The sequence below is a fragment of the Blautia sp. HCP3S3_G3 genome (assembly GCF_052063365.1).
GTDB lineage: Bacteria > Bacillota > Clostridia > Lachnospirales > Lachnospiraceae > Blautia_A.
Window position 1 is genome coordinate 1 of record NZ_JBQHXR010000035.1, and the last position, 18,968, is coordinate 18,968.

General features: G+C 44.3%; 18 protein-coding genes. 11 read left to right on the forward strand and 7 right to left on the reverse strand.

The features are described from left to right. Nucleotides 1-192 precede the first annotated feature (192 nt). The gene (dapF, locus tag ACTNEW_RS15365) at nucleotides 193-1,041 is read left to right on the forward strand and encodes a diaminopimelate epimerase (protein ID WP_441062568.1); all 849 of its coding nucleotides are present in this window, start codon (nucleotides 193-195) and stop codon (nucleotides 1,039-1,041) included. An 81-nt stretch (nucleotides 1,042-1,122) separates the two neighbouring features. Here dapF and ACTNEW_RS15370 read toward each other — a convergent pair whose 3' ends face one another. The 4 genes from ACTNEW_RS15370 to udp form a co-directional block, all read right to left on the reverse strand. Then, the gene (locus tag ACTNEW_RS15370) at nucleotides 1,123-1,269 is read right to left on the reverse strand and encodes a DUF6783 domain-containing protein (protein ID WP_441062599.1); all 147 of its coding nucleotides are present in this window, start codon (nucleotides 1,267-1,269) and stop codon (nucleotides 1,123-1,125) included. Nucleotides 1,270-1,401: 132 nt separating this feature from the next. Then, a complete protein-coding gene (locus ACTNEW_RS15375; protein WP_441062569.1) occupies nucleotides 1,402-2,592 on the reverse strand; it encodes a phosphopentomutase in 1,191 nt (396 codons plus the stop codon). Between the two features lie 26 nt (nucleotides 2,593-2,618). Beyond that, nucleotides 2,619-3,041, reverse strand: coding sequence for a cytidine deaminase (locus ACTNEW_RS15380; RefSeq protein WP_441062571.1), 423 nt, complete (start codon nucleotides 3,039-3,041; stop codon nucleotides 2,619-2,621). A gap of 32 nt (nucleotides 3,042-3,073) precedes the next feature. After that, nucleotides 3,074-3,859, reverse strand: a complete 786-nt coding sequence (udp, locus tag ACTNEW_RS15385) for a uridine phosphorylase (RefSeq protein WP_441062572.1) — start codon at nucleotides 3,857-3,859, stop codon at nucleotides 3,074-3,076. Between the two features lie 362 nt (nucleotides 3,860-4,221). Between udp and prfB the strand changes: the two genes are divergently transcribed. From prfB to ACTNEW_RS15425, 8 genes are all read left to right on the forward strand, one after another. Beyond that, nucleotides 4,222-5,350 (forward strand): peptide chain release factor 2 gene (gene prfB / locus ACTNEW_RS15390; protein WP_441062574.1). Its coding sequence is split into 2 segments (ribosomal slippage): nucleotides 4,222-4,296 and nucleotides 4,298-5,350, totalling 1,128 coding nucleotides; the frame shifts between segments, so codons are not numbered across the junction. A gap of 295 nt (nucleotides 5,351-5,645) precedes the next feature. Then, nucleotides 5,646-6,098, forward strand: coding sequence for an ACT domain-containing protein (locus tag ACTNEW_RS15395; RefSeq protein ID WP_441062576.1), 453 nt, complete (start codon nucleotides 5,646-5,648; stop codon nucleotides 6,096-6,098). A gap of 25 nt (nucleotides 6,099-6,123) precedes the next feature. After that, a complete protein-coding gene (locus tag ACTNEW_RS15400) occupies nucleotides 6,124-7,338 on the forward strand; it encodes a homoserine dehydrogenase (protein ID WP_441062578.1) in 1,215 nt (404 codons plus the stop codon). Between the two features lie 53 nt (nucleotides 7,339-7,391). Then, a complete protein-coding gene (locus ACTNEW_RS15405) occupies nucleotides 7,392-8,594 on the forward strand; it encodes a cofactor-independent phosphoglycerate mutase (RefSeq protein WP_441062580.1) in 1,203 nt (400 codons plus the stop codon). A gap of 28 nt (nucleotides 8,595-8,622) precedes the next feature. Further along, entirely contained in the window at nucleotides 8,623-9,831 is a 1,209-nt protein-coding gene (locus ACTNEW_RS15410; RefSeq protein WP_441062582.1) for an aspartate kinase, read from the forward strand. 68 nt (nucleotides 9,832-9,899) lie between these two features. Continuing rightward, the gene (locus ACTNEW_RS15415) at nucleotides 9,900-10,628 is read left to right on the forward strand and encodes a DUF975 family protein (protein WP_441062584.1); all 729 of its coding nucleotides are present in this window, start codon (nucleotides 9,900-9,902) and stop codon (nucleotides 10,626-10,628) included. Nucleotides 10,629-10,742: 114 nt separating this feature from the next. Next, the gene (locus ACTNEW_RS15420; RefSeq protein ID WP_441062586.1) at nucleotides 10,743-10,910 is read left to right on the forward strand and encodes a hypothetical protein; all 168 of its coding nucleotides are present in this window, start codon (nucleotides 10,743-10,745) and stop codon (nucleotides 10,908-10,910) included. A gap of 83 nt (nucleotides 10,911-10,993) precedes the next feature. Further along, a complete protein-coding gene (locus ACTNEW_RS15425) occupies nucleotides 10,994-13,150 on the forward strand; it encodes a Tex family protein (protein WP_441062588.1) in 2,157 nt (718 codons plus the stop codon). A 41-nt stretch (nucleotides 13,151-13,191) separates the two neighbouring features. Here the strand turns inward: ACTNEW_RS15425 and ACTNEW_RS15430 are convergent, their stop codons facing one another. From ACTNEW_RS15430 to ACTNEW_RS15440, 3 genes are all read right to left on the reverse strand, one after another. Then, nucleotides 13,192-13,986 carry an ABC transporter ATP-binding protein gene (locus tag ACTNEW_RS15430; RefSeq protein WP_441062590.1) on the reverse strand — a complete coding sequence of 265 codons (795 nt, stop codon included), beginning with the start codon at nucleotides 13,984-13,986 and terminating at the stop codon, nucleotides 13,192-13,194. Next, complete coding sequence (locus ACTNEW_RS15435; RefSeq protein WP_441062592.1) at nucleotides 13,979-14,905, reverse strand: ABC transporter permease; 927 nt, start codon at nucleotides 14,903-14,905, stop codon at nucleotides 13,979-13,981. The genes ACTNEW_RS15430 and ACTNEW_RS15435 overlap by 8 nt, the downstream gene beginning before the upstream one ends. Nucleotides 14,906-15,023: 118 nt before the next feature. Further along, nucleotides 15,024-16,097, reverse strand: coding sequence for an ABC transporter substrate-binding protein (locus tag ACTNEW_RS15440; protein ID WP_441062594.1), 1,074 nt, complete (start codon nucleotides 16,095-16,097; stop codon nucleotides 15,024-15,026). An 826-nt stretch (nucleotides 16,098-16,923) separates the two neighbouring features. On the opposite strand from ACTNEW_RS15440, the gene ACTNEW_RS15445 reads away from it, so the two are divergent. Further along, nucleotides 16,924-17,967 (forward strand): P-loop NTPase fold protein, encoded by a 1,044-nt coding sequence (locus ACTNEW_RS15445; protein WP_441062596.1) that lies wholly within the window; start codon nucleotides 16,924-16,926, stop codon nucleotides 17,965-17,967. A 66-nt stretch (nucleotides 17,968-18,033) separates the two neighbouring features. Then, a complete protein-coding gene (locus tag ACTNEW_RS15450; protein ID WP_441062597.1) occupies nucleotides 18,034-18,456 on the forward strand; it encodes a hypothetical protein in 423 nt (140 codons plus the stop codon). Nucleotides 18,457-18,968: the final 512 nt, after the last annotated feature.

Here is an 18,968-nt window from a genome sequence, read left to right on the forward strand (position 1 = left end):
CAGATACAGAGAAATGTCCATTCCTATGGCTCCTTCTTCTGAGATATTTATTGATGATATATTGAAAAAATCCTTGATATTCAAGGAAAAAAGACTTGACTTAATAGGGAGAGAAAAATAGCCTGTGTCATCTGATCAGTTATGTATTTTCCGATGTATATTTTCCGATATATTAGAAAGAGAGGATTTGCCATGAATGATTGTATCACAATGATGAAATACCAGGGGCTTGGGAACGATTATCTGGTTCTTGATCCGAATAAAAACCGTATTCAGCTGCAGGGAAAGAAAATTGCTCTGATGTGTCAGAGAGGTTTTGGCCTGGGAGCTGACGGTGTGCTTTATGGTCCTGTGGAGATCAACGGAAAAATGGGTGTGCATATTTACAATGCAGATGGAAGCGAATCCGCAATCAGCGGCAATGGCGTGAGGATTTTTGCCAAATATCTGATGGATCATGAATATGTCAAAGAACAGAAATTCAGCATTGAGACTCTTTCCGGACCAATTGAAGTGGAATGCCTGAATGGCCGTGCAACAGAATTTCGTGTAAATATGGGGAAGGCATCTTTTCTCTCAAAAGACATTCCAGTGACAGGGGAGATACGAGAAGTAATTGATGAGTCGTTTCTCTTTCATGGCAAAGAATACAAAGCCACCTGCCTCACAGTGGGAAATCCGCACTGCATTATCTTTACAGACAAAGTGACACCGGAAATGGTAAGAGAACTTGGACCTTATGTAGAAAACGATGACCGTTTTCCGGAGCGTATGAATCTCCAGATCTGTCATCTGATCGACAGAGGAAATCTGGATATTGAAATCTGGGAACGCGGTTCCGGTTATACCAAAGCATCCGGAACAGGCAGCTGTGCGGCAGCAATCGCAGCTCACCGGCTTGGCCTTGTGGAAGACCGTATCAATGTGAATCAGCCGGGAGGTATGATCGAAATTGACATCCAGGAAGACGGAACCATATGTATGATCGGAACGGTTGGCTACATTGCAGATGTGAGTATTGCAGAGAGCTTTTTCTCCTGAAGACAATTGAGATGAATTATAATAATCTGCGTTGACAGGATAGTTGATTTTAAGGAACAGTTATATGTAAGAGCCGATAGCCTATATTAAAACCATAGAGCGTGTTTGAAAATTCATATCCGTCATATGCACGCCCCACTTTGTGGGGAATTTGCCTTGCATTCGGTCAACATAGCCCGTTATGTCTACCTCATTTGAGTCAAATTTCCCACAAATTGTGACGCACATCTGTCGGAAAGCAATTTTCAAATATGATCCAGGTTTTAGCGTCTTAATTTTGTATTACAGGAAAGTGTCCAGCATTTTCCTGTGAAAAATATTTTGAGAGTTGAATCCAACACAGTCATGACAAATGGACGGTTATTTCAGGCAATCAAGCAGGGAATGCCCAATAGTTCCTTCCGGCATTTCTACGCCGAAGTTTTCAGCAATTGTATTTCCCACAACTGCAAAGGTCTCCTGATCTGCCAGTTTTCCGTTCTGTTTCATAGAGGGGGAATACATCAGCAGCGGTACGATTTCCTTTGTATGGTCGGTTCCCTTGAAGGTTGGATCGTTTCCATGGTCAGCAGTGATCATCAGAAGATCATCGTTCCTCATATTTTCCAGAAAAATTCCAAGATTTTTGTCAAATTTCTCCAGTTCTTTTGCATATCCTTCTGTATTTCGTCTGTGCCCCCAGAGGGCATCAAAATCCACCAGATTTGTGAAGACCAGTCCGTGGAAATCTTTTTTCTGCATGTCAATAGTCTGTTTCATTCCATGAACGCTGCTCTTGGATTTATAGGCTTCTGTGATACCTTCGCCGTCAAAAATGTCCTTGATTTTTCCAATACTGATTACATCCAGACCGGCCTGTTTTAAAGCATCCAGAGCGGTTTTTCCATAGGGTTTCAGGGCATAATCGTGACGGTTGGAGGTGCGTTGGAATTCTCCGCGTTTCTTTCCCACATAGGGACGGGCAATGACGCGGCCGACTTTCCACTCGTCTTTCATGGTCAGTTCTCTGGCGATTTCACAGCAGCGATACAGTTCCTCCAGTCCAAAGGTTTCTTCATTTCCACAAATCTGGAGGACGGAATCAGCTGAGGTATAAACAATCATGTGACCTGTAGCAATTTCTTCCTCGCCGAGCTCATCGAGAATTTCAGTTCCGCTGGCGCTCTTATTTCCGATAATTACCCGTCCGGTCCTTCTGGATAATTCGTCAAGAAGTTCTTTGGGAAACCCTGTTTCTGTGAAAGTGATAAATGGTTTGGTAATATGGAGTCCCATCAGTTCCCAATGACCGGTCATGGTATCCTTTCCCACGCTGGATTCCAGAAGTCTTGCCTGATATCCTCTGATTTCGCCATTATAATCGGCATGTTTCAGAGGATGAAGTCTGCCAAGACCGAGGCTTACAAGGTTTGGAATGTGAAATTCGGAAACATATTCGTCAATATGTCCACAGGTGTCGCAGCCTTCATCACCATATTCTGCTGCATTTGGCATCGCACCGATTCCGAAAGAATCAATGACGATCGTAAAGATTCTACGATATTTTTGCATGTTTTCTCTCCCTGATTCAATAACAGTTAACGAAGATTTCCCGGGCCAAAGCCAAGGGGAAGAAGTTCTTTGAGGGTAAATTCGGTATAGTGGGTTTCGTCTGTTGCCAGAATAATTTTGAATGTTTCCGGATCGCAGAATTCCATCATGACCTGCCTGCATACGCCGCAGGGAGGTGCATATTCTTCCGGAATGCCGTCTTTGCCGCCTACGATGCAGATCGCATCAAATTCATGTTCCCCTTCGCTGACAGCTTTGAAAAAAGCGGTTCGTTCTGCGCAGTTTGTCGGGGTATATGCGGCATTTTCGATATTGCAGCCGCGATAGATTTTTCCGCTTTCGGCAAGCAGTGCGGCACCGACGCGGAAATGGGAATAGGGGCTGTAGGAATACTGCATAGCACGGATTGCTTCACGGATCAATCGAGTGGGAGTGAGTTCATTTTCCATAGATCATTCTCCTTTTTTGAGTGTACACAGTATTATCTGTCTTTTCCGGCCTTATCCTGACGGATCAGGATTTTGACAGCTTCTATGGCTGTGCGAATTGCCATATCGGTATCGTGGACGATGGGATTGTCAAGACCCTGTTTGGCTCTTTCCTGATTGGCGAGGACAAGCAGAATGGAACCTACTTTTACACCAAGTGCGGCCCCTGTGATAAATAATGCAGCGGATTCCATTTCGGAAGCTTTGCATCCAAGTCTGCACCATGCTTCCCATTTGTTTAATAATTCATAACTGACCGGTTTGGTTTCCGGGGAATGCTGTCCGTAGAAAGAATCCTTACACTGGACAACACCTACATGATGGGGATAGCCCAACGTACCGGCAGCCTGTGCCAGGGCTGACATTACCTGGAAATCCGGTACAGCGGGGAACTCGATGGGAGCATATTCTCTCGAAGTCCCTTCCATTCGGATAGCACCGTTTGCGATGACCAGGTCGCCGCTTTTGACATGGATATCCATACCGCCGCTTGTGCCTACACGTATAAAGGTATCCGCTCCGCACTGTACAAGCTCCTCAAGGGCAATGGAAGCAGACGGGCCGCCAATACCGGTAGAAGTTACGCTCACTTTTTCCCCCTCCAGATATCCGGTATAAGTAACATATTCCCTGCTGTCTGCAACAAATCGGGGATTGTCAAAATATCCGGCGATTTTTTCGCATCTCTTTGGATCGCCTGGGAGAATTACATATTTTCCAACTTCTCCTTTTCCCACCTGGATGTGGTAAAGCTTGTCATTTTCTGAATAATTTGTCATCGTTTTCTCCTTTCTTTGCTGGGATTATGTAAAATATTCTGTGTCATTTGCGAACTATGTTTTATAAAAATTATAAAATACCACTGTTTTGTCGTCAATGTTAATTCTCGGTACAGTTGCTTTCCAATATTATGATTTTACGCAGCTTTTGCAATTTTACACAAATTCTCAAACATCTTCATTTACACATTTTTTTATACATCTTCATTTGCCTTTTTCCCCCCGATATGCTATTGTATACATTGAGTTGTGATGCCCGGATTTTTGTTCTCACAGAAGAATCCGGTTTTCATAATCCTCATCGAAACAGAATGTGCGTGCAGCTTCTGTTTGGATCAAAAAAATAGAAAGAAGGTGAAGCTATGGTTGAATTAGATCAGTTCAAGACAATTCTTGCAGCCTATACCGAACCATTAGTGGAAGTGAGGGATTCACTTTGACCTCGCTAACAAAGAGCAGAGAGTCGAAGAATTAGAGCGCGAAATGGAAGCGCCGGATTTCTGGGATGACGCAGAAAAATCCCAGATGAAAATGAAAGAGTTAAAAAGCCTGAAAGACGATATGGAGACATACCAGAGTCTGGTTACGCAGATGGAAGATATGGAAACCATGATTGAGATGGGCTACGAAGAGAACGATCCGGAGCTGATTCCGGAAATCCAGGAAATGCTGGATCAGTTTGAAAAAGATTTTGATAATATCCGTGTGAAGACCCTTTTATCAGGAGAATACGATACGGAGAATGCGATCATCAAGCTGAATGCCGGAGCAGGAGGAACCGAAGCCTGTGACTGGTGCAGCATGCTTTATCGTATGTACACCCGCTGGGCAGACCGCAAGGGATTCAGTGTGGAAGTTCTTGATTATCTGGATGGAGATGAAGCCGGAATTAAATCCGTTACTTTCCAGGTAAACGGCGAAAATGCTTATGGTTATCTGAAGTCCGAAAAAGGGGTACACCGTCTTGTACGTATCTCTCCGTTTAATGCGGCAGGCAAGCGGCAGACCTCCTTTGTATCCTGCGATGTTATGCCGGATATTGAGAAGGATCTTGATGTGGAGATCAATGATGAGGATATCCGTATCGATACGTATCGAAGCAGCGGTGCCGGCGGACAGCATATCAACAAAACATCTTCTGCAATCCGTATCACACATTTTCCGACAGGAATCGTGGTACAGTGTCAGAATGAACGTTCCCAGCATATGAACAAAGACAAAGCCATGCAGATGCTGAAAGCCAAACTGTATCTTCTGAAACAGCAGGAGGCAGAGGCAAAATTATCCGGTATCCGTGGGGAAGTGACAGAGATTGGCTGGGGAAATCAGATCCGTTCTTATGTTATGCAGCCATACACCATGGTCAAAGATCATCGTACCAATGAAGAGACCGGTAATGTGGATGCAGTGATGGATGGAGGAATCGATCTCTTTATCAATGCATATCTGAAATGGATCGCATTATCCAGAAAACCTGCGTCTGCGGAATAATGTATAAAAATTCCCCGCGGGGTATTATGAGAGAATAGGAAGAAGAAGCTGCTGCTGAAGACAGATTGTTTTCGCAGCAGCATCTGTTTTGATCTGAAATGATTTGGGGTTATTGTTTACTGGAAATATCCTGCGAAGAGTGTTGCTGTGAACGGATTGTCCGGTAATGAAAAAAGTCTTGCAGAGTTTTTTCGGTTATGGTAAGATATCTTTCGTGGAAAAACAAATGTCTTTAAAAAACGGACATTTTTGAAGCAAAAAACTCAACAGACGGAAAATGGATAGGAAGATCAAAATGCAGAAACAGGCAGAAAAGAAAAAATATTTTGTAGTCAGGGAACGTGCGGTTCCGGAGGTGCTGTTAAAAGTAGTGGAAGCAAAGCGCCTTCTTGATTCCGGCAGAGTCCTCACTGTACAGGAGGCAGCTGAACAGACCGGAATCAGCCGCAGTTCTTTTTATAAATATAAGGATGATATATTTCCCTTCCATGAAGATGCGAAAGGGAAGACCATTACTTTCATCATTCAGATGGATGATGAGCCGGGGCTTTTGTCAAATGTACTTCAGACGATCGCACGTTTTCACGGCAATATCCTTACCATCCACCAGAGTATTCCCATCAATGGAGTGGCTACACTGACACTCAGTGTGGATATCCTTCCGGGAGAAGGGGATGCAGAAGCGATGGTTGAGACGATTGAGCAGAGTGAAGGAATCCATTATCTGAAGATTCTCGGCAGAGAGTAAAAAATAGAAAAACACGGAGGACAAAATGATCAATATAGCAGTCTTAGGATACGGCACTGTAGGAAGCGGTGTTGTGGAAGTAATCAATACCAATCATAAAAGCATCAATAAGCGCGCAGGCGACGAAATCAATATCAAGTATGTTCTGGATCTGAGAGATTTCCCGGGAGATCCGGTACAGGATATTCTTGTACATGACTATGAAGTGATCGCCAATGACCCGGAAGTAGATATTGTTGTCGAGGTTATGGGGGGCATTGAGCCGGCGTATACTTTTGTAAAAAGAGCACTTGAGTCAGGAAAGAGTGTCTGCACATCCAATAAGGCTCTCGTAGCCAAACATGGCCCGGAGCTGATGGAAATTGCTAGAGAACGGGATATCAACTTTTTATTTGAAGCAAGCTGCGGCGGCGGAATTCCGATCATCCGTGCGCTGAATTCTTCTCTTACTGCAGATGAAATCGATGAAATTACCGGTATCCTGAATGGAACAACCAATTACATGCTGTATAAGATGAGCACAGAAGGCTGTGAATTTGATACCGTATTAAAGGAAGCACAGGCAAAGGGATATGCGGAGGCAGATCCGACAGCCGATGTGGAAGGATATGATGCCTGCCGTAAAATTGCCATTCTTTCTTCGCTGGCATACGGACGTTTCCTGAACTATGAGAATATTTATACAGAAGGCATTACCAGGATTACACCTGAGGATATGGCTTATGCCAGAGAATTGGGCATGACGATCAAACTTCTGGCAACCAGCCGCAAGGTTGGGGAGGATTCTTTCTATGCTATGGTGGCACCATTCCTTCTTAGTCAGAACAGTCCTCTTTTCAGCGTGAATGATGTGTTTAATGCCGTTTTTGTCCATGGAAATGTTCTGGGTGATGCCATGTTTTACGGAAGCGGTGCAGGCAAACTTCCGACTGCAAGTGCAGTGGTGGCAGATGTGGTGGATGAGGCGAAACACCTTCACAGAAATATTATGACGAATTGGAGCAGTTATCCGCTGAATCTGATGGATATGTCCGAGGTAGAGGGAAGATTTTTCGTCAGAGTCAAAGGTACCACTGTGGATTGCGTAAAAGAAGCTTTTCCGGAAGTAGAGATCGTCAATTTGAAAGAACTGCCGGATGAGTTTGCATTTATTACATCTACGATGCGACAGGGAGAATACGAAGAAAGGATCAGAGCCCTGGCAGATCATATTGTGACCATGATCCGTGTAAAAGACTGATCAGGAGATTCATACAGAGTACAAAATAGATACTGATTCGAGGAGAAAAAATTATGAAATACGTTGTTGTTTTGGGAGATGGAATGGCAGACTGGCCGCTGGAGGAACTTCAGGGCGGCACTCCGCTTTCCTGTGCAAAAACACCGGTGATGGATGCCCTTGCTGCTGTATCGGAAATCGGTACCGTTCCTACGATTCCGGAAGGAATGGCGCCGGGAAGTGATACGGCGAATCTTTCTGTTATGGGATACAACCCGAAGAAATATTATACAGGACGTTCCCCGCTGGAAGCACTGAGCATTGGTGTGGACATGAAGGACAGCGATGTGGTGTATCGCTGCAACATTGTCACATTGACTGAAGAGGACGCGCCTTACGAGGAGCAGAAGATTCTGGATCACAGTTCTGATGAGATCAGTACGGAAGATGCGGATATTCTGCTGAAAGCCGTTGCAAAGGAACTGGCAAATGATACCTACCGGTTCTATACAGGTACCAGTTACCGTCATTGTATGATCTGGGATAAAGGAGAGGTTCTGGATCTGACTCCGCCGCACGATGTTCTGACACGCAGAATCGGAGAATATCTGCCTTCCGATCCGGTGCTGCGTCAGATGCAGGAGCGCAGCTACGAAATTCTGAAGAACCATCCGATCAATCTGGATCGTAAGGCAAAGGGATTGAATCCTGCCAACAGTTTCTGGTTCTGGGGTGCAGGAACAAAACCGATTCTTACCTCTTTTGAAGAAATCTATCACAAAAAAGGTGTGATGATTTCCGCAGTAGACCTTTTGAAAGGAATCGCAGTGGGTGCCGAGATGGACCGTATCATTGTAGAGGGAGCCAACGGCGGACTGCATACCAACTATGAAGGCAAGGCCAGGGCTGCTGTGAAGGCCCTCACAGAAGACGGCTATGATTTTGCTTATATTCATGTGGAAGCACCGGATGAAATGGGCCATCAGGGCAGTATTGAGAAAAAAATCCAGTCGATTGAATATCTGGACGGACGTCTGATTCGACTTGTAAAAGAAGGTCTGGATGCTTCCGGGGAAGATTACCGGATGCTGATCCTTCCTGATCATCCGACCCCGATTCAGGTGCGTACTCATGTGGCAGAACCGGTTCCTTATCTTTTGTATGACAGTACCAATCTGCAGGAGCATACCTGGCATTATAACGAGCAGGAAGCAGCGCAGAGCGGCATAAAGGTTGCTCACGGCTGGGATATGATGACTTATTTATTTTCCAAATAAAGATTGAGCATTACACCGGGAGGAAACTATGTTAATTGTAAAGAAATTCGGCGGCACATCAGTGGCAAATAAAGAGAGGATCTTTAATGTTGCCAGAAGATGTGTCGAAGATTATCAGAAAGGCAATGATGTGGTGGTGGTTTTGTCTGCTATGGGGAAATATACAGACGAACTGATCACTATGGCACAGGATATCAATGAAAAACCGCCCAAGAGAGAAATGGATATGCTTTTTACCATTGGAGAGCAGATGTCGGTAGCGCTGATGGCCATGGCAATGAATAAACTGAAAGTGCCTGCCGTTTCTCTGAATGCGTTTCAGGTTGCCATGCATACGACCAGTGCGCACGGAAATGCCCGCTTAAAACGCATTGATACAGAAAGGATCCGCCGCGAACTGGAGGACCGTAAGATTGTTATTGTGACAGGTTTTCAGGGGATCAATAAATATGACGATTATACCACTCTTGGAAGAGGCGGTTCTGATACGACAGCAGTTGCACTTGCCGCAGCACTTCATGCGGATGCCTGTGAGATCTATACTGATGTAGACGGCGTGTATACTGCAGACCCGAGGAAGGTTCCGACAGCCCGCAAACTGAAGGAAATCACTTATGATGAAATGCTGGATCTTGCCACTCTCGGTGCAGGAGTGCTTCATAACCGTTCTGTGGAAATGGCGAAAAAATACGGCGTACCTCTTGTGGTGCGCTCCAGTCTGAATAACAGTGAAGGAACTGTCGTAAAGGAGGAAGTAACAGTGGAGAGAATGTTGATCAGCGGTGTTGCGCTGGATACAGAGGCAGTGAGAATTGCAGTCATTGGTCTGCAGGATGTACCTGGTACTGCATTTAAGGTATTTGATACACTTGCCAAAAAGAATATTAATGTAGATGTGATCCTGCAGTCTATCGGACGTGCGGGAACCAAGGATATCTCCTTTACCGTGGACGGCAATGATATGGATGATGCCATGGCGGTGCTGGAGGCAAATCAGGCACGTCTCGGCTACAAAGAACTGCATGCGGAAAGAAATATTGCCAAACTGTCCATCGTAGGTGCAGGTATGATGAGCAATCCTGGTGTTGCTGCAAAAATGTTTGAGAGCCTGTATAACGAAGGGGTAAATATCAATATGATTTCCACTTCCGAGATTCGTGTAACCGTACTGATCAATGAAAAAGACGGTATCCGTGCAATGAATGCGGTACATGATGCCTTTGATCTGGCAGATTAATGCCGGATGAGAGCGTGCAGATGGCGGGAATGAGTTTTCAGACGCGCTCTGGAGAACAGGAGAAATTCATGAAAAGTATACGCGAATTAAAAAGCCTGGCAAGGCAGGCGATGGCCGGAAATACGGGCTGGCTGATACTGGCGCTGGTGGCGTATTCGATACTGGGGTTTGGCGGAAGTATGATCACGGATGTGTTTTTTCCGGGAAGTGACCTTCCGGCTCTGATTCTGAGTCAGGCATTTTATTTTCTTCTGACACTTGTGTTTGGAATTTTTTATGCAGGTGTCAGACTCTTGTATCTGAATGCGGCACGGGGAAGAGAATTTTCTCTGGAGAATCTGGTCTATTTTTTCAAAAATAATCCGGATCACGTGATCGTATGTACGTTTGCCGTGGCCCTGGTCAGTCTGCTGGTGTCCATTCCGATTAATATTTATACGTATCATCTGGAAGTGGGAAATACGATAGAAGAACAGATGGCATGGGCAGTACAGACACTGATGCTGACAGCCGCATCTTCTCTGCTTGCGGAGCTGCTTACGATTCCGTTTGAGATGATTTATTTTCTGCTGGCGGATGATCCGGAAATGACCGGAACGCAGGCAATTAAGGGAAGTGTGAAGATGCTTAAGGGAAAACTGGGGAAACTGCTTCTTCTGAAGATCAGTTTTATTCCCCTGATGTTTCTTTCTGCTTTTACTTTGTATCTGGCACTTCTGTGGGTTCTGCCATATATGGAAATGACGACTGTGATGTTCTACAGAGATCTGAGAGGAGAGCTGGAGGACAGGATTTAGGGACCGCATGCCGGGCATGAGATCAAAACCCCGCTTGCCATTAATCAGGAAAATACGGAAGCACAGGAGGATAGAAATAATTATTATCTTTACGAAAAGGACGGACAGCTTTCTATGTCCTATGCTGGCGTGGATTTGTTTGAAAAAGGGGCGGAAACGCTCAGAGAGTTTTGCCTGCTTCGTGCAGAAAGTATCAGAGGTCAGCTTGACGGAACGATTCCGTCCGCTTCGGAGGAACAGGAAAAAGAGGAAACCTGCCGGAAAATATATCATAGGACATGAAAAATCCAGAGTCTTGACAAATGAAGTGCGGGCTGATAAGGTAACAGGGTAGATTTCAAAATCACCGAGGAGAAGACAGAATTATGGATATTATTCAGGTAATTACACAGGAACTGAATGTGAAAAAAGAACAGGTGGAAGCTGCGGTCAAGCTGATTGACGAGGGCAACACCATCCCGTTTATTTCCCGATACAGAAAAGAAGCAACCGGTTCTCTGAACGACGAACAGCTTCGTAATCTTTATGAACGACTGACTTATCTGCGCAATCTGGAAGAAAAAAAGGCGCAGGTAATCGGCAGCATCGAAGATCAGGGCAAGCTGACACCGGAGCTGAAACAGCAGATTCTGGATGCACAGACACTGGTTGTGGTAGAAGATTTATACCGTCCTTACCGTCCGAAACGCCGTACACGTGCGATCATAGCAAAAGAGAAGGGGCTGGAACCTCTGGCAAATATCATTATGCTTCAGATGACGAAGAAACCGCTGGAGCAGGAAGCAGAAGCCTTTCTGTCAGAAGAAAAAGAAGTGAACACTGCAGAAGAAGCCCTTGCCGGTGCGAAAGATATTATTGCCGAGCATATTTCCGATGAAGCGGACTATCGTATCCACATCCGGAAACTTACAGCAGATAAGGGACTTGTGAGTTCCACTGCCAGGAAGCCGGAAGAAGCTTCTGTATATGAGATGTATTATGAGTTTGAAGAGCCGGTGAAGAAGCTGGCAGGTCATCGTATTCTTGCCCTGAACCGCGGGGAAAAGGAGAAATTCCTTACCGTAAAGATCAATGCACCGGAGGAGGATATCCTGCGTTATCTGGAGCACCAGGTCATCACCAAGGATAACCCGATCACCACCCCTGTTTTGAAAGAAGTAGTGGAAGACAGTTACAAACGTCTGATCGGACCGGCTATTGAGCGTGAGATTCGCAGTGACCTGACGGAAAAAGCAGAAGACGGAGCTATTCATGTATTTGGTAAGAATCTGGAGCAGCTCCTGATGCAGCCTCCAATTGTCGGACAGGTCGTTCTTGGATGGGATCCGGCTTTCCGTACGGGCTGCAAACTTGCAGTAGTCGATGCAACAGGGAAAGTGCTGGATACTACAGTGATTTATCCAACTGCGCCTACAACAGATGCCAAGATCAAAGCTGCAAAAGAAACCCTGAAAAAACTGATTAAAAAGTACGGAATTACGCTGATCTCTGTTGGAAACGGAACGGCATCCAGAGAATCGGAGCAGATTATCGTGGAACTTCTGAAGGAAATTCCGGAAAAGGTTCAGTATGTGATCACCAATGAGGCAGGTGCCTCTGTTTATTCCGCAAGCAAACTGGCTACAGAGGAATTCCCGAATTTTGATGTGGGACAGAGAAGTGCGGCTTCGATTGCAAGACGTCTGCAGGATCCGCTGGCGGAACTTGTAAAAATTGAGCCAAAAGCCATCGGTGTCGGTCAGTATCAGCATGATATGAACCAGAAGAAACTGGGTGAGGCACTGAACGGTGTTGTAGAAGATTGTGTGAATAAAGTTGGTGTGGATCTGAATACGGCATCCGCTTCTCTTCTGGAATACATTTCCGGTATTTCCAAAGTGATCGCCAAAAATATCGTGACCTACCGTGAAGAAAACGGCCGTTTCACGAGCCGCCGTGAACTTCTCAAAGTAGCGAAACTGGGACCGAAGGCATTTGAGCAGTGTGCCGGCTTTACCCGGATTACCGGAGGCAAAAATCCGCTGGATGCCACCAGTGTTCATCCGGAAAGCTATGAAGCTGCGACAAAGCTTCTGGAAAAACTGGGCTACAAACCAGAGGATATTATCGGAGGAAGACTTTCCGGTATTTCCAGACAGGTGAAGGATTATAACAAAATGGCTCAGGAACTGGAAATCGGAGAAATCACACTTCGCGATATTGTAAAAGAACTGGAAAAACCGGCGCGAGATCCCCGTGATGAGATGCCTAGACCAATCCTCCGTACGGATGTACTGGATATGAAAGATCTGAAAGAGGGAATGGTTCTCAAAGGAACCGTGCGAAATGTCATTGACTTTGGTGCATTTGTGGATATCGGTGTTCATCAGGACGGACTTGTCCACATTTCTGAGATGAGTGAGAAATTCATCAAACATCCGCTGGAAGCAGTCAGTGTAGGTGACGTGGTGGATGTCCGCGTCCTTGGCGTAGATCTTAAGAAAAAACGAATCAGCCTTTCTATGAAAGGTATTGCAAAATAAAAAAGCCCCTGTATTCTATTTCTTGAATACAGGGACTTTTTTTAACCTAACAATGCAGAGTCATTGGAAAATTCCTTTCCGCTGGCTTTTTCAAACTGATCCAGAAGATTGCGGACAGTCAGTTTCTTTTTCTCTTCCCCCTCAATATCGAGGATGATTTTTCCATCCATCATCATGATCAGGCGGTTGCCATGAGAAATGGCATCCTGCATATTATGGGTGATCATTAGGGTAGTCAGATGGTCACGGTTGACAATCATATCTGTAATTTCCAGGACCTTTGCAGCAGTTTTGGGATCAAGAGCAGCAGTATGTTCATCCAGAAGAAGGAGTTTCGGCTTTTTCAGCGTAGCCATCAGAAGCGTCAGAGCCTGTCGCTGTCCACCGGAAAGCAGACCGACTTTGGAAGTCAGACGGTCTTCCAGACCGAGGCCGAGCGTTTTCAGAAGTTCTTTGTATTCCTCACGTTCCTTCTTGGTGATTCCGGGACCGAGTAAACGGGTTTTTCCGCGGCGTTTGGCAAGTGCCAGATTTTCTTCGATGCCCATGGTTGCGGCAGTTCCGGTCATCGGATCCTGGAAAACGCGTCCAAGATAAATGGCACGTTTGTGTTCCGGAAGTTTGGTGACGTCCGTTCCATCGATCAGGATCTGTCCTTCGTCAACCAGCCAGGTACCTGCGACTGCATTCAGCATGGTGGATTTACCGGCACCGTTGCCGCCGATGACGGTAACGAAATCCCCTTCTTTGAGCTTCAGGGAAAGCCCGTTTAGCGCTACTTTTTCGTTGATCGTTCCGGGGTTAAAGGTTTTGTAGATATTTTTAAGCTCAAGCATTTGGATTACCTCCCCGTTTTACCGGTTTTGTGAAATATTTGCTTTTCCAGTACGGGAAAGCAAGGAAAAGTGCAACAACAAGTGCGGACAGCATCTTCAGAAGGTCTGTGTCGATTCCCATCCAGATAACGGTCTGAAGAACCAGATAATACAGAATAGAACCGAGTGCCACGCTGAGAAGACGCAATGCAAAGTTGTGGAAAATGCGTCCGAAAACAGCTTCACCGATGATGACAGCAGCCAGTCCGATGACAATCGCGCCGCGTCCCATATTTACATCCGCAAAGCCCTGATACTGTGCCAGAAGTGCGCTGGAAAAAGCGACAAGACCGTTGGAAATCATCAGGCCGAGTACTTTGTTTACATTGGTGTTGATACCCTGTGCGCGGGACATATTCGGGTTGCATCCGGTGGCACGGAGAGAGCATCCGAGCTCTGTTCCGAAAAACCAGTACAGAATTGCGATCATGACAAAGATGATCAGTGCCACAATGAGAATCGTATTCTGAAGGAATGGAACATTCTTGATATAACGCAGGGAAACAAGGAGATCATATTTGTCAACATTGATTGCCTGGTTTGCTTTTCCCATGATTTTTAAGTTTACAGAGTACAGCGAGAGCTGTGTCAGAATACCGGCGAGAATTGCCGGGATACCCATAAAGGTATGAAAAATTCCTGTAGCCAGACCTGCCAGCATACCGGCGCCGGTAGCAGCCAGCATGGAAACCCAGACATTATGTCCGCTGACCATCATCATAATGCAGACAGCACCTCCGGTACACATGGTACCGTCGACAGTCAGGTCGGCAATATCCAGGATTCTGTAGGTAAGGTATACGCCAATAGCCATAATTCCCCAGATCAGGCCCTGCGCAACGGAACCCGGAAGAGCGTTGATTAAGCTGGTGATATTCATTTTGAATCCTCCTGGTAAAACGCAAACAGCGGGAAAGAGATATCCTTCTCGCTGTCAGTGTTTATGTAGTGTGTTTGATTAATCTGGTTTGAATAAAATACTTGATTGTTTTTACTGATTATTCTGCAGCTTCTTCGGTTTCTTCAGCAGCTTCCTCTTCAGCATTTTCTTCGGTTGCAGCTTCTTCAGTTGCAGCTTCTTCGGTTTCTTCCTCTGCAGCTTCTTCTTCAGCACCGATTGCTACATAATCTTCCGGTACTTCTATGCCGAGAGTTGCGCAGATGTCTGCATTGTATTTCTTGGTGAATTCCGGAGCGTATTCGATTGGCATTGTGGAAATGTCTTCACCATCGCCAAGGATGCGTGCAGCCATTTTTCCGGTAGCAACACCAAGGTCATAGTAGCTGATGGAAAGAGTAGCAACGCCACAGCCTGAGCAGATACCTTCTTCACCTGCGATTACCGGAACTTCAGCCGGAAGGCAGATGTTGTTGATGATCTCTGTATTGGATGCAACGGTGTTGTCTGTCGGTACATAAATAACATCGCTTTCTGTAGCAGCGGTAGTTGTTACAGAAGAAAGATCGTTGGAGTCAGAGAAAGCATACTGTGTGCAGGTGTAGCCCAGTTCTTCCAGAGCTGCCTGAACAGTGTCTACCTGATACTGGGAGTTTGCTTCAGCGGAGCAGTACAGAAGACCTACGTTCTTTGCATCCGGGAAAAGTTCATTGAGCATTGCAGCCTGCTGATCAAGCGGTGCAAGGTCAGAAGTACCGGAAATGTTTCCGCCTACTGTTCCGTCAAAATCGTCAATACCAAGTGCAACACCGTATTCGGTAACGGATGTGCCAAGGATCGGGATCTCACTGGTACCTGCAGCAGCAGCCTGAAGTGCAGGTGTTGCGTTTGCAAGAATCAGATCTACATCTTTGGAAACGAAGTCGTTGATGATGGTAGAACAGGTATTAGAATCACCCTGTGCATTCTGTACTTCCAGAATTTCTACCTGATCACCCATTTCTTCTGTAAGGGCATCAATAAATCCCTGTGTAGCAGCGTCAAGAGCTTCATGCTGAACAAGCTGGCAGATACCAACGGTATAAGTTTCTGCTTCTTCAGCGCTTACCGGTACAACACACATTCCAACTGCCATGGAAGCGGAAAGAACTGTTGCTAAAATCTGTTTCTTCATAAGATTCTCCTCCTGATGAGATGTTTTCTATTTGCGTTACTATTTTGAACGCTTAACCTTATAGAAATATAACGCTTTAAAGTCGAAAAGTCAAGGAAATACGGCAAAGTTTTGACTTTTTGTGTGAATTGAATTTGACTTTTTGTTTATAGAAGTCAAAGGTTCGATTTATAGAAGTCAAAGATTTAAAAGAATTTGTATAATATTAACAATAAAATTAATGAGGTGTCAAAAGTATTTGTTGGAAAGGATGATGAGCAATGGATATAATAAAAAAGAAATGTTTTTCAGATAAGATATAGAAAAAGTCCCGTTTTCACGAGACAGTCTGGGAAATATTTCTTTTGAATCGAGTCGGCACCCGTCCGCACTCGATGAACTTCCTTATAGAGAAAGTTTTTTTATCCGGATTCCAAACCGGCTCTTTCGAGTGGAATGTTTTCTTTCAAAATGCACATTTTCTCGCAGTTATGGATAAAATACAGGCTTTTTTGGCATGGCAAACAAGCCCTTACCGTAAACAGCATTACCTAAGGGACTTCTTAATATTGTTGAAAGAGCAAAGGAAAAAGAGGATTTTCGAAACAATCTTTCAGCAAAACAGATAACGTATCGGGGACTTGGTTCTCTTGCACCATCAAGGGAGACAATGGCGTTTAAACCGGGAGACGAAGAAGACTTCCGATGGATGGGTGGCAGAACCATTGGAGCAAATTAACAATATGGTATTGCTAAAAGTTATAAAAAGTTATAAAATGGAATAAAAGTTATAAAAACTTATAAAATATAGGAAAAGTTATAAAAAATTATAAAGAAAGGAATTATTATGAACAATCCGTTTACTTTGTCTTTTGGGAAGAGGCCGGTACAATATATTTCACGTATTTCGCAAACGAATCAAATAATTGATAGTTTCCGGGCAGAAGTCCCTTCTAATCAGATATTTATGATTACAGGGGTAAGAGGTTCCGGAAAGACTGTTATGATGACGAATATAGCAAGAGAAATGCGTCAAAGCAAAGAGTGGATCGTTCTTGAACTGAATCCTACAAGAGATCTTCTGCAGAGTCTTGCGGCCAGGATATATAGTTTACCTGAGATGCATGATAGATTTATAAAGGCAAAGCTGGATTTTTCAGCATTTGGGCTGGGCGTGTCCATTGAAAATTCAGCTCCGGTCAGCGATATAGAGAATGTAATTGAGTGTATGTTAGAGCAAATCAAAGAATCCGGAAAACGTCTTTTGATAACAATTGACGAGGTAGTAAAATCCGAGCAGATAAAAATATTTGCAAGTTCATTTCAGATCTTTTTGCGTCAGGATTATCCAATTTATTTGTTGATGACCGGGTTATATGAAAATCTTTATGAACTTCAAAATGATAAATCCTTAACTTTTCTATATCGTGCACCAAAGGTGTTGTTGGAGCCTCTTAATTATACAGCTGTGCGGAATCATTATAGGGATATATTCAGGATAGATATGGAGACTGCCAGTATCATGACATCTCTTACAAAAGGATATCCATTTGCTTTTCAGGTGCTGGGATATCTTTATTGGGAAAATCGTGGTGTCAAGTCTATTGAAGAGATACTGCCGGAATATGACCAGTATCTGGAAGAATATGTGTATAGCAAAATATGGACAGAATTATCAGAAGTGGATAAAAAGCTTCTGGCTGAACTTGCTGTGTGCGAAGATAACAGGGTTAAAACATTAAGAGATCATTTGGATATGAAGTCGGAACAATTTTCTGTTTATCGTGAGAGACTGAAAAGAAAAGGTGTGATCGACACAAAAGAATATGGAAAAATTTCCATGGCTTTGCCGCGTTTTGATGAATTTGTGAAAACACGGCTGTTCCTATAGTGTAAAAGGGTAACTCTCCGATCTGAGTTACCCTTTTGAGATTCATTCGGATTACGGACAGATCTCATGGATCCAGTCTACGAAGCTTCCGGTGACAGCAGGAATATTCCGGAATATCGGGAAACACTCACGAAAGCAGTTCTTCAGATTTGTGCAGATACGGAATATGTGGTGTATCTCAATGGAAATTATGTGGGGACGGGGCAGTACCGGACATTTCGTGGTGTAAAAGTTTATGATGAATATGATGTATTAGGATCGATCAGAACCGGAGAAAATGAAATAAGAGTGACCGCCTATTGTAAAGGGGAGGATTCCCAGACTTACCAGAAAGATACACCTGTCCTGGTTTTTGCGATTCAATGGGCAGATCAGCTGGTTTTGTCCGGGGAAGAAACGCTGGTGCGGGAACACCCCTGTTATTTGTATGCAACAAAATTTGATTTTTCTGATATAAGCTCATGTTTGGAAGTTAATAAGAGAATGTAGTGCAGAACGTGTCTGGAAGATTAAAATAGATTTTCAGGGGTATGAGAAAATATAAAATACAATATGAAACAGAAAATATGTATAATTATTGTAACAAAATTGTAATGATTTCACCCGCGATTTGCGTTTCCGGAATCTTATGTTTGAATAAACAGGTTGGAAACATATTGCCGAAGCAATCTAGCGAAGCGATCTATCGCAGTAATCTACCGCAGGCGGAATCCTTCAAATCAGGATTCTTTCTAAAATATTTGTGGAATTATGTTGGAAAACATTGTATGATTACTTATAGAATCATGTCGAAAAATATGGAATGTGATCGGGATAAGTTTTTATCTGAAATCGTCCGGTGACGAATGGAAACCGAAAAAGCGGGAGAACGGGGTGCATTTACGCACTGGAAAGGAGCTTCTTGTATAATTCAAATATAAGGAATTCCGAGAAAGAAGGTTGAGAAAAAAATACCTCAGAGTAAAATAAGATTACTGACTTTGCACGGTTAGTAAAAAATC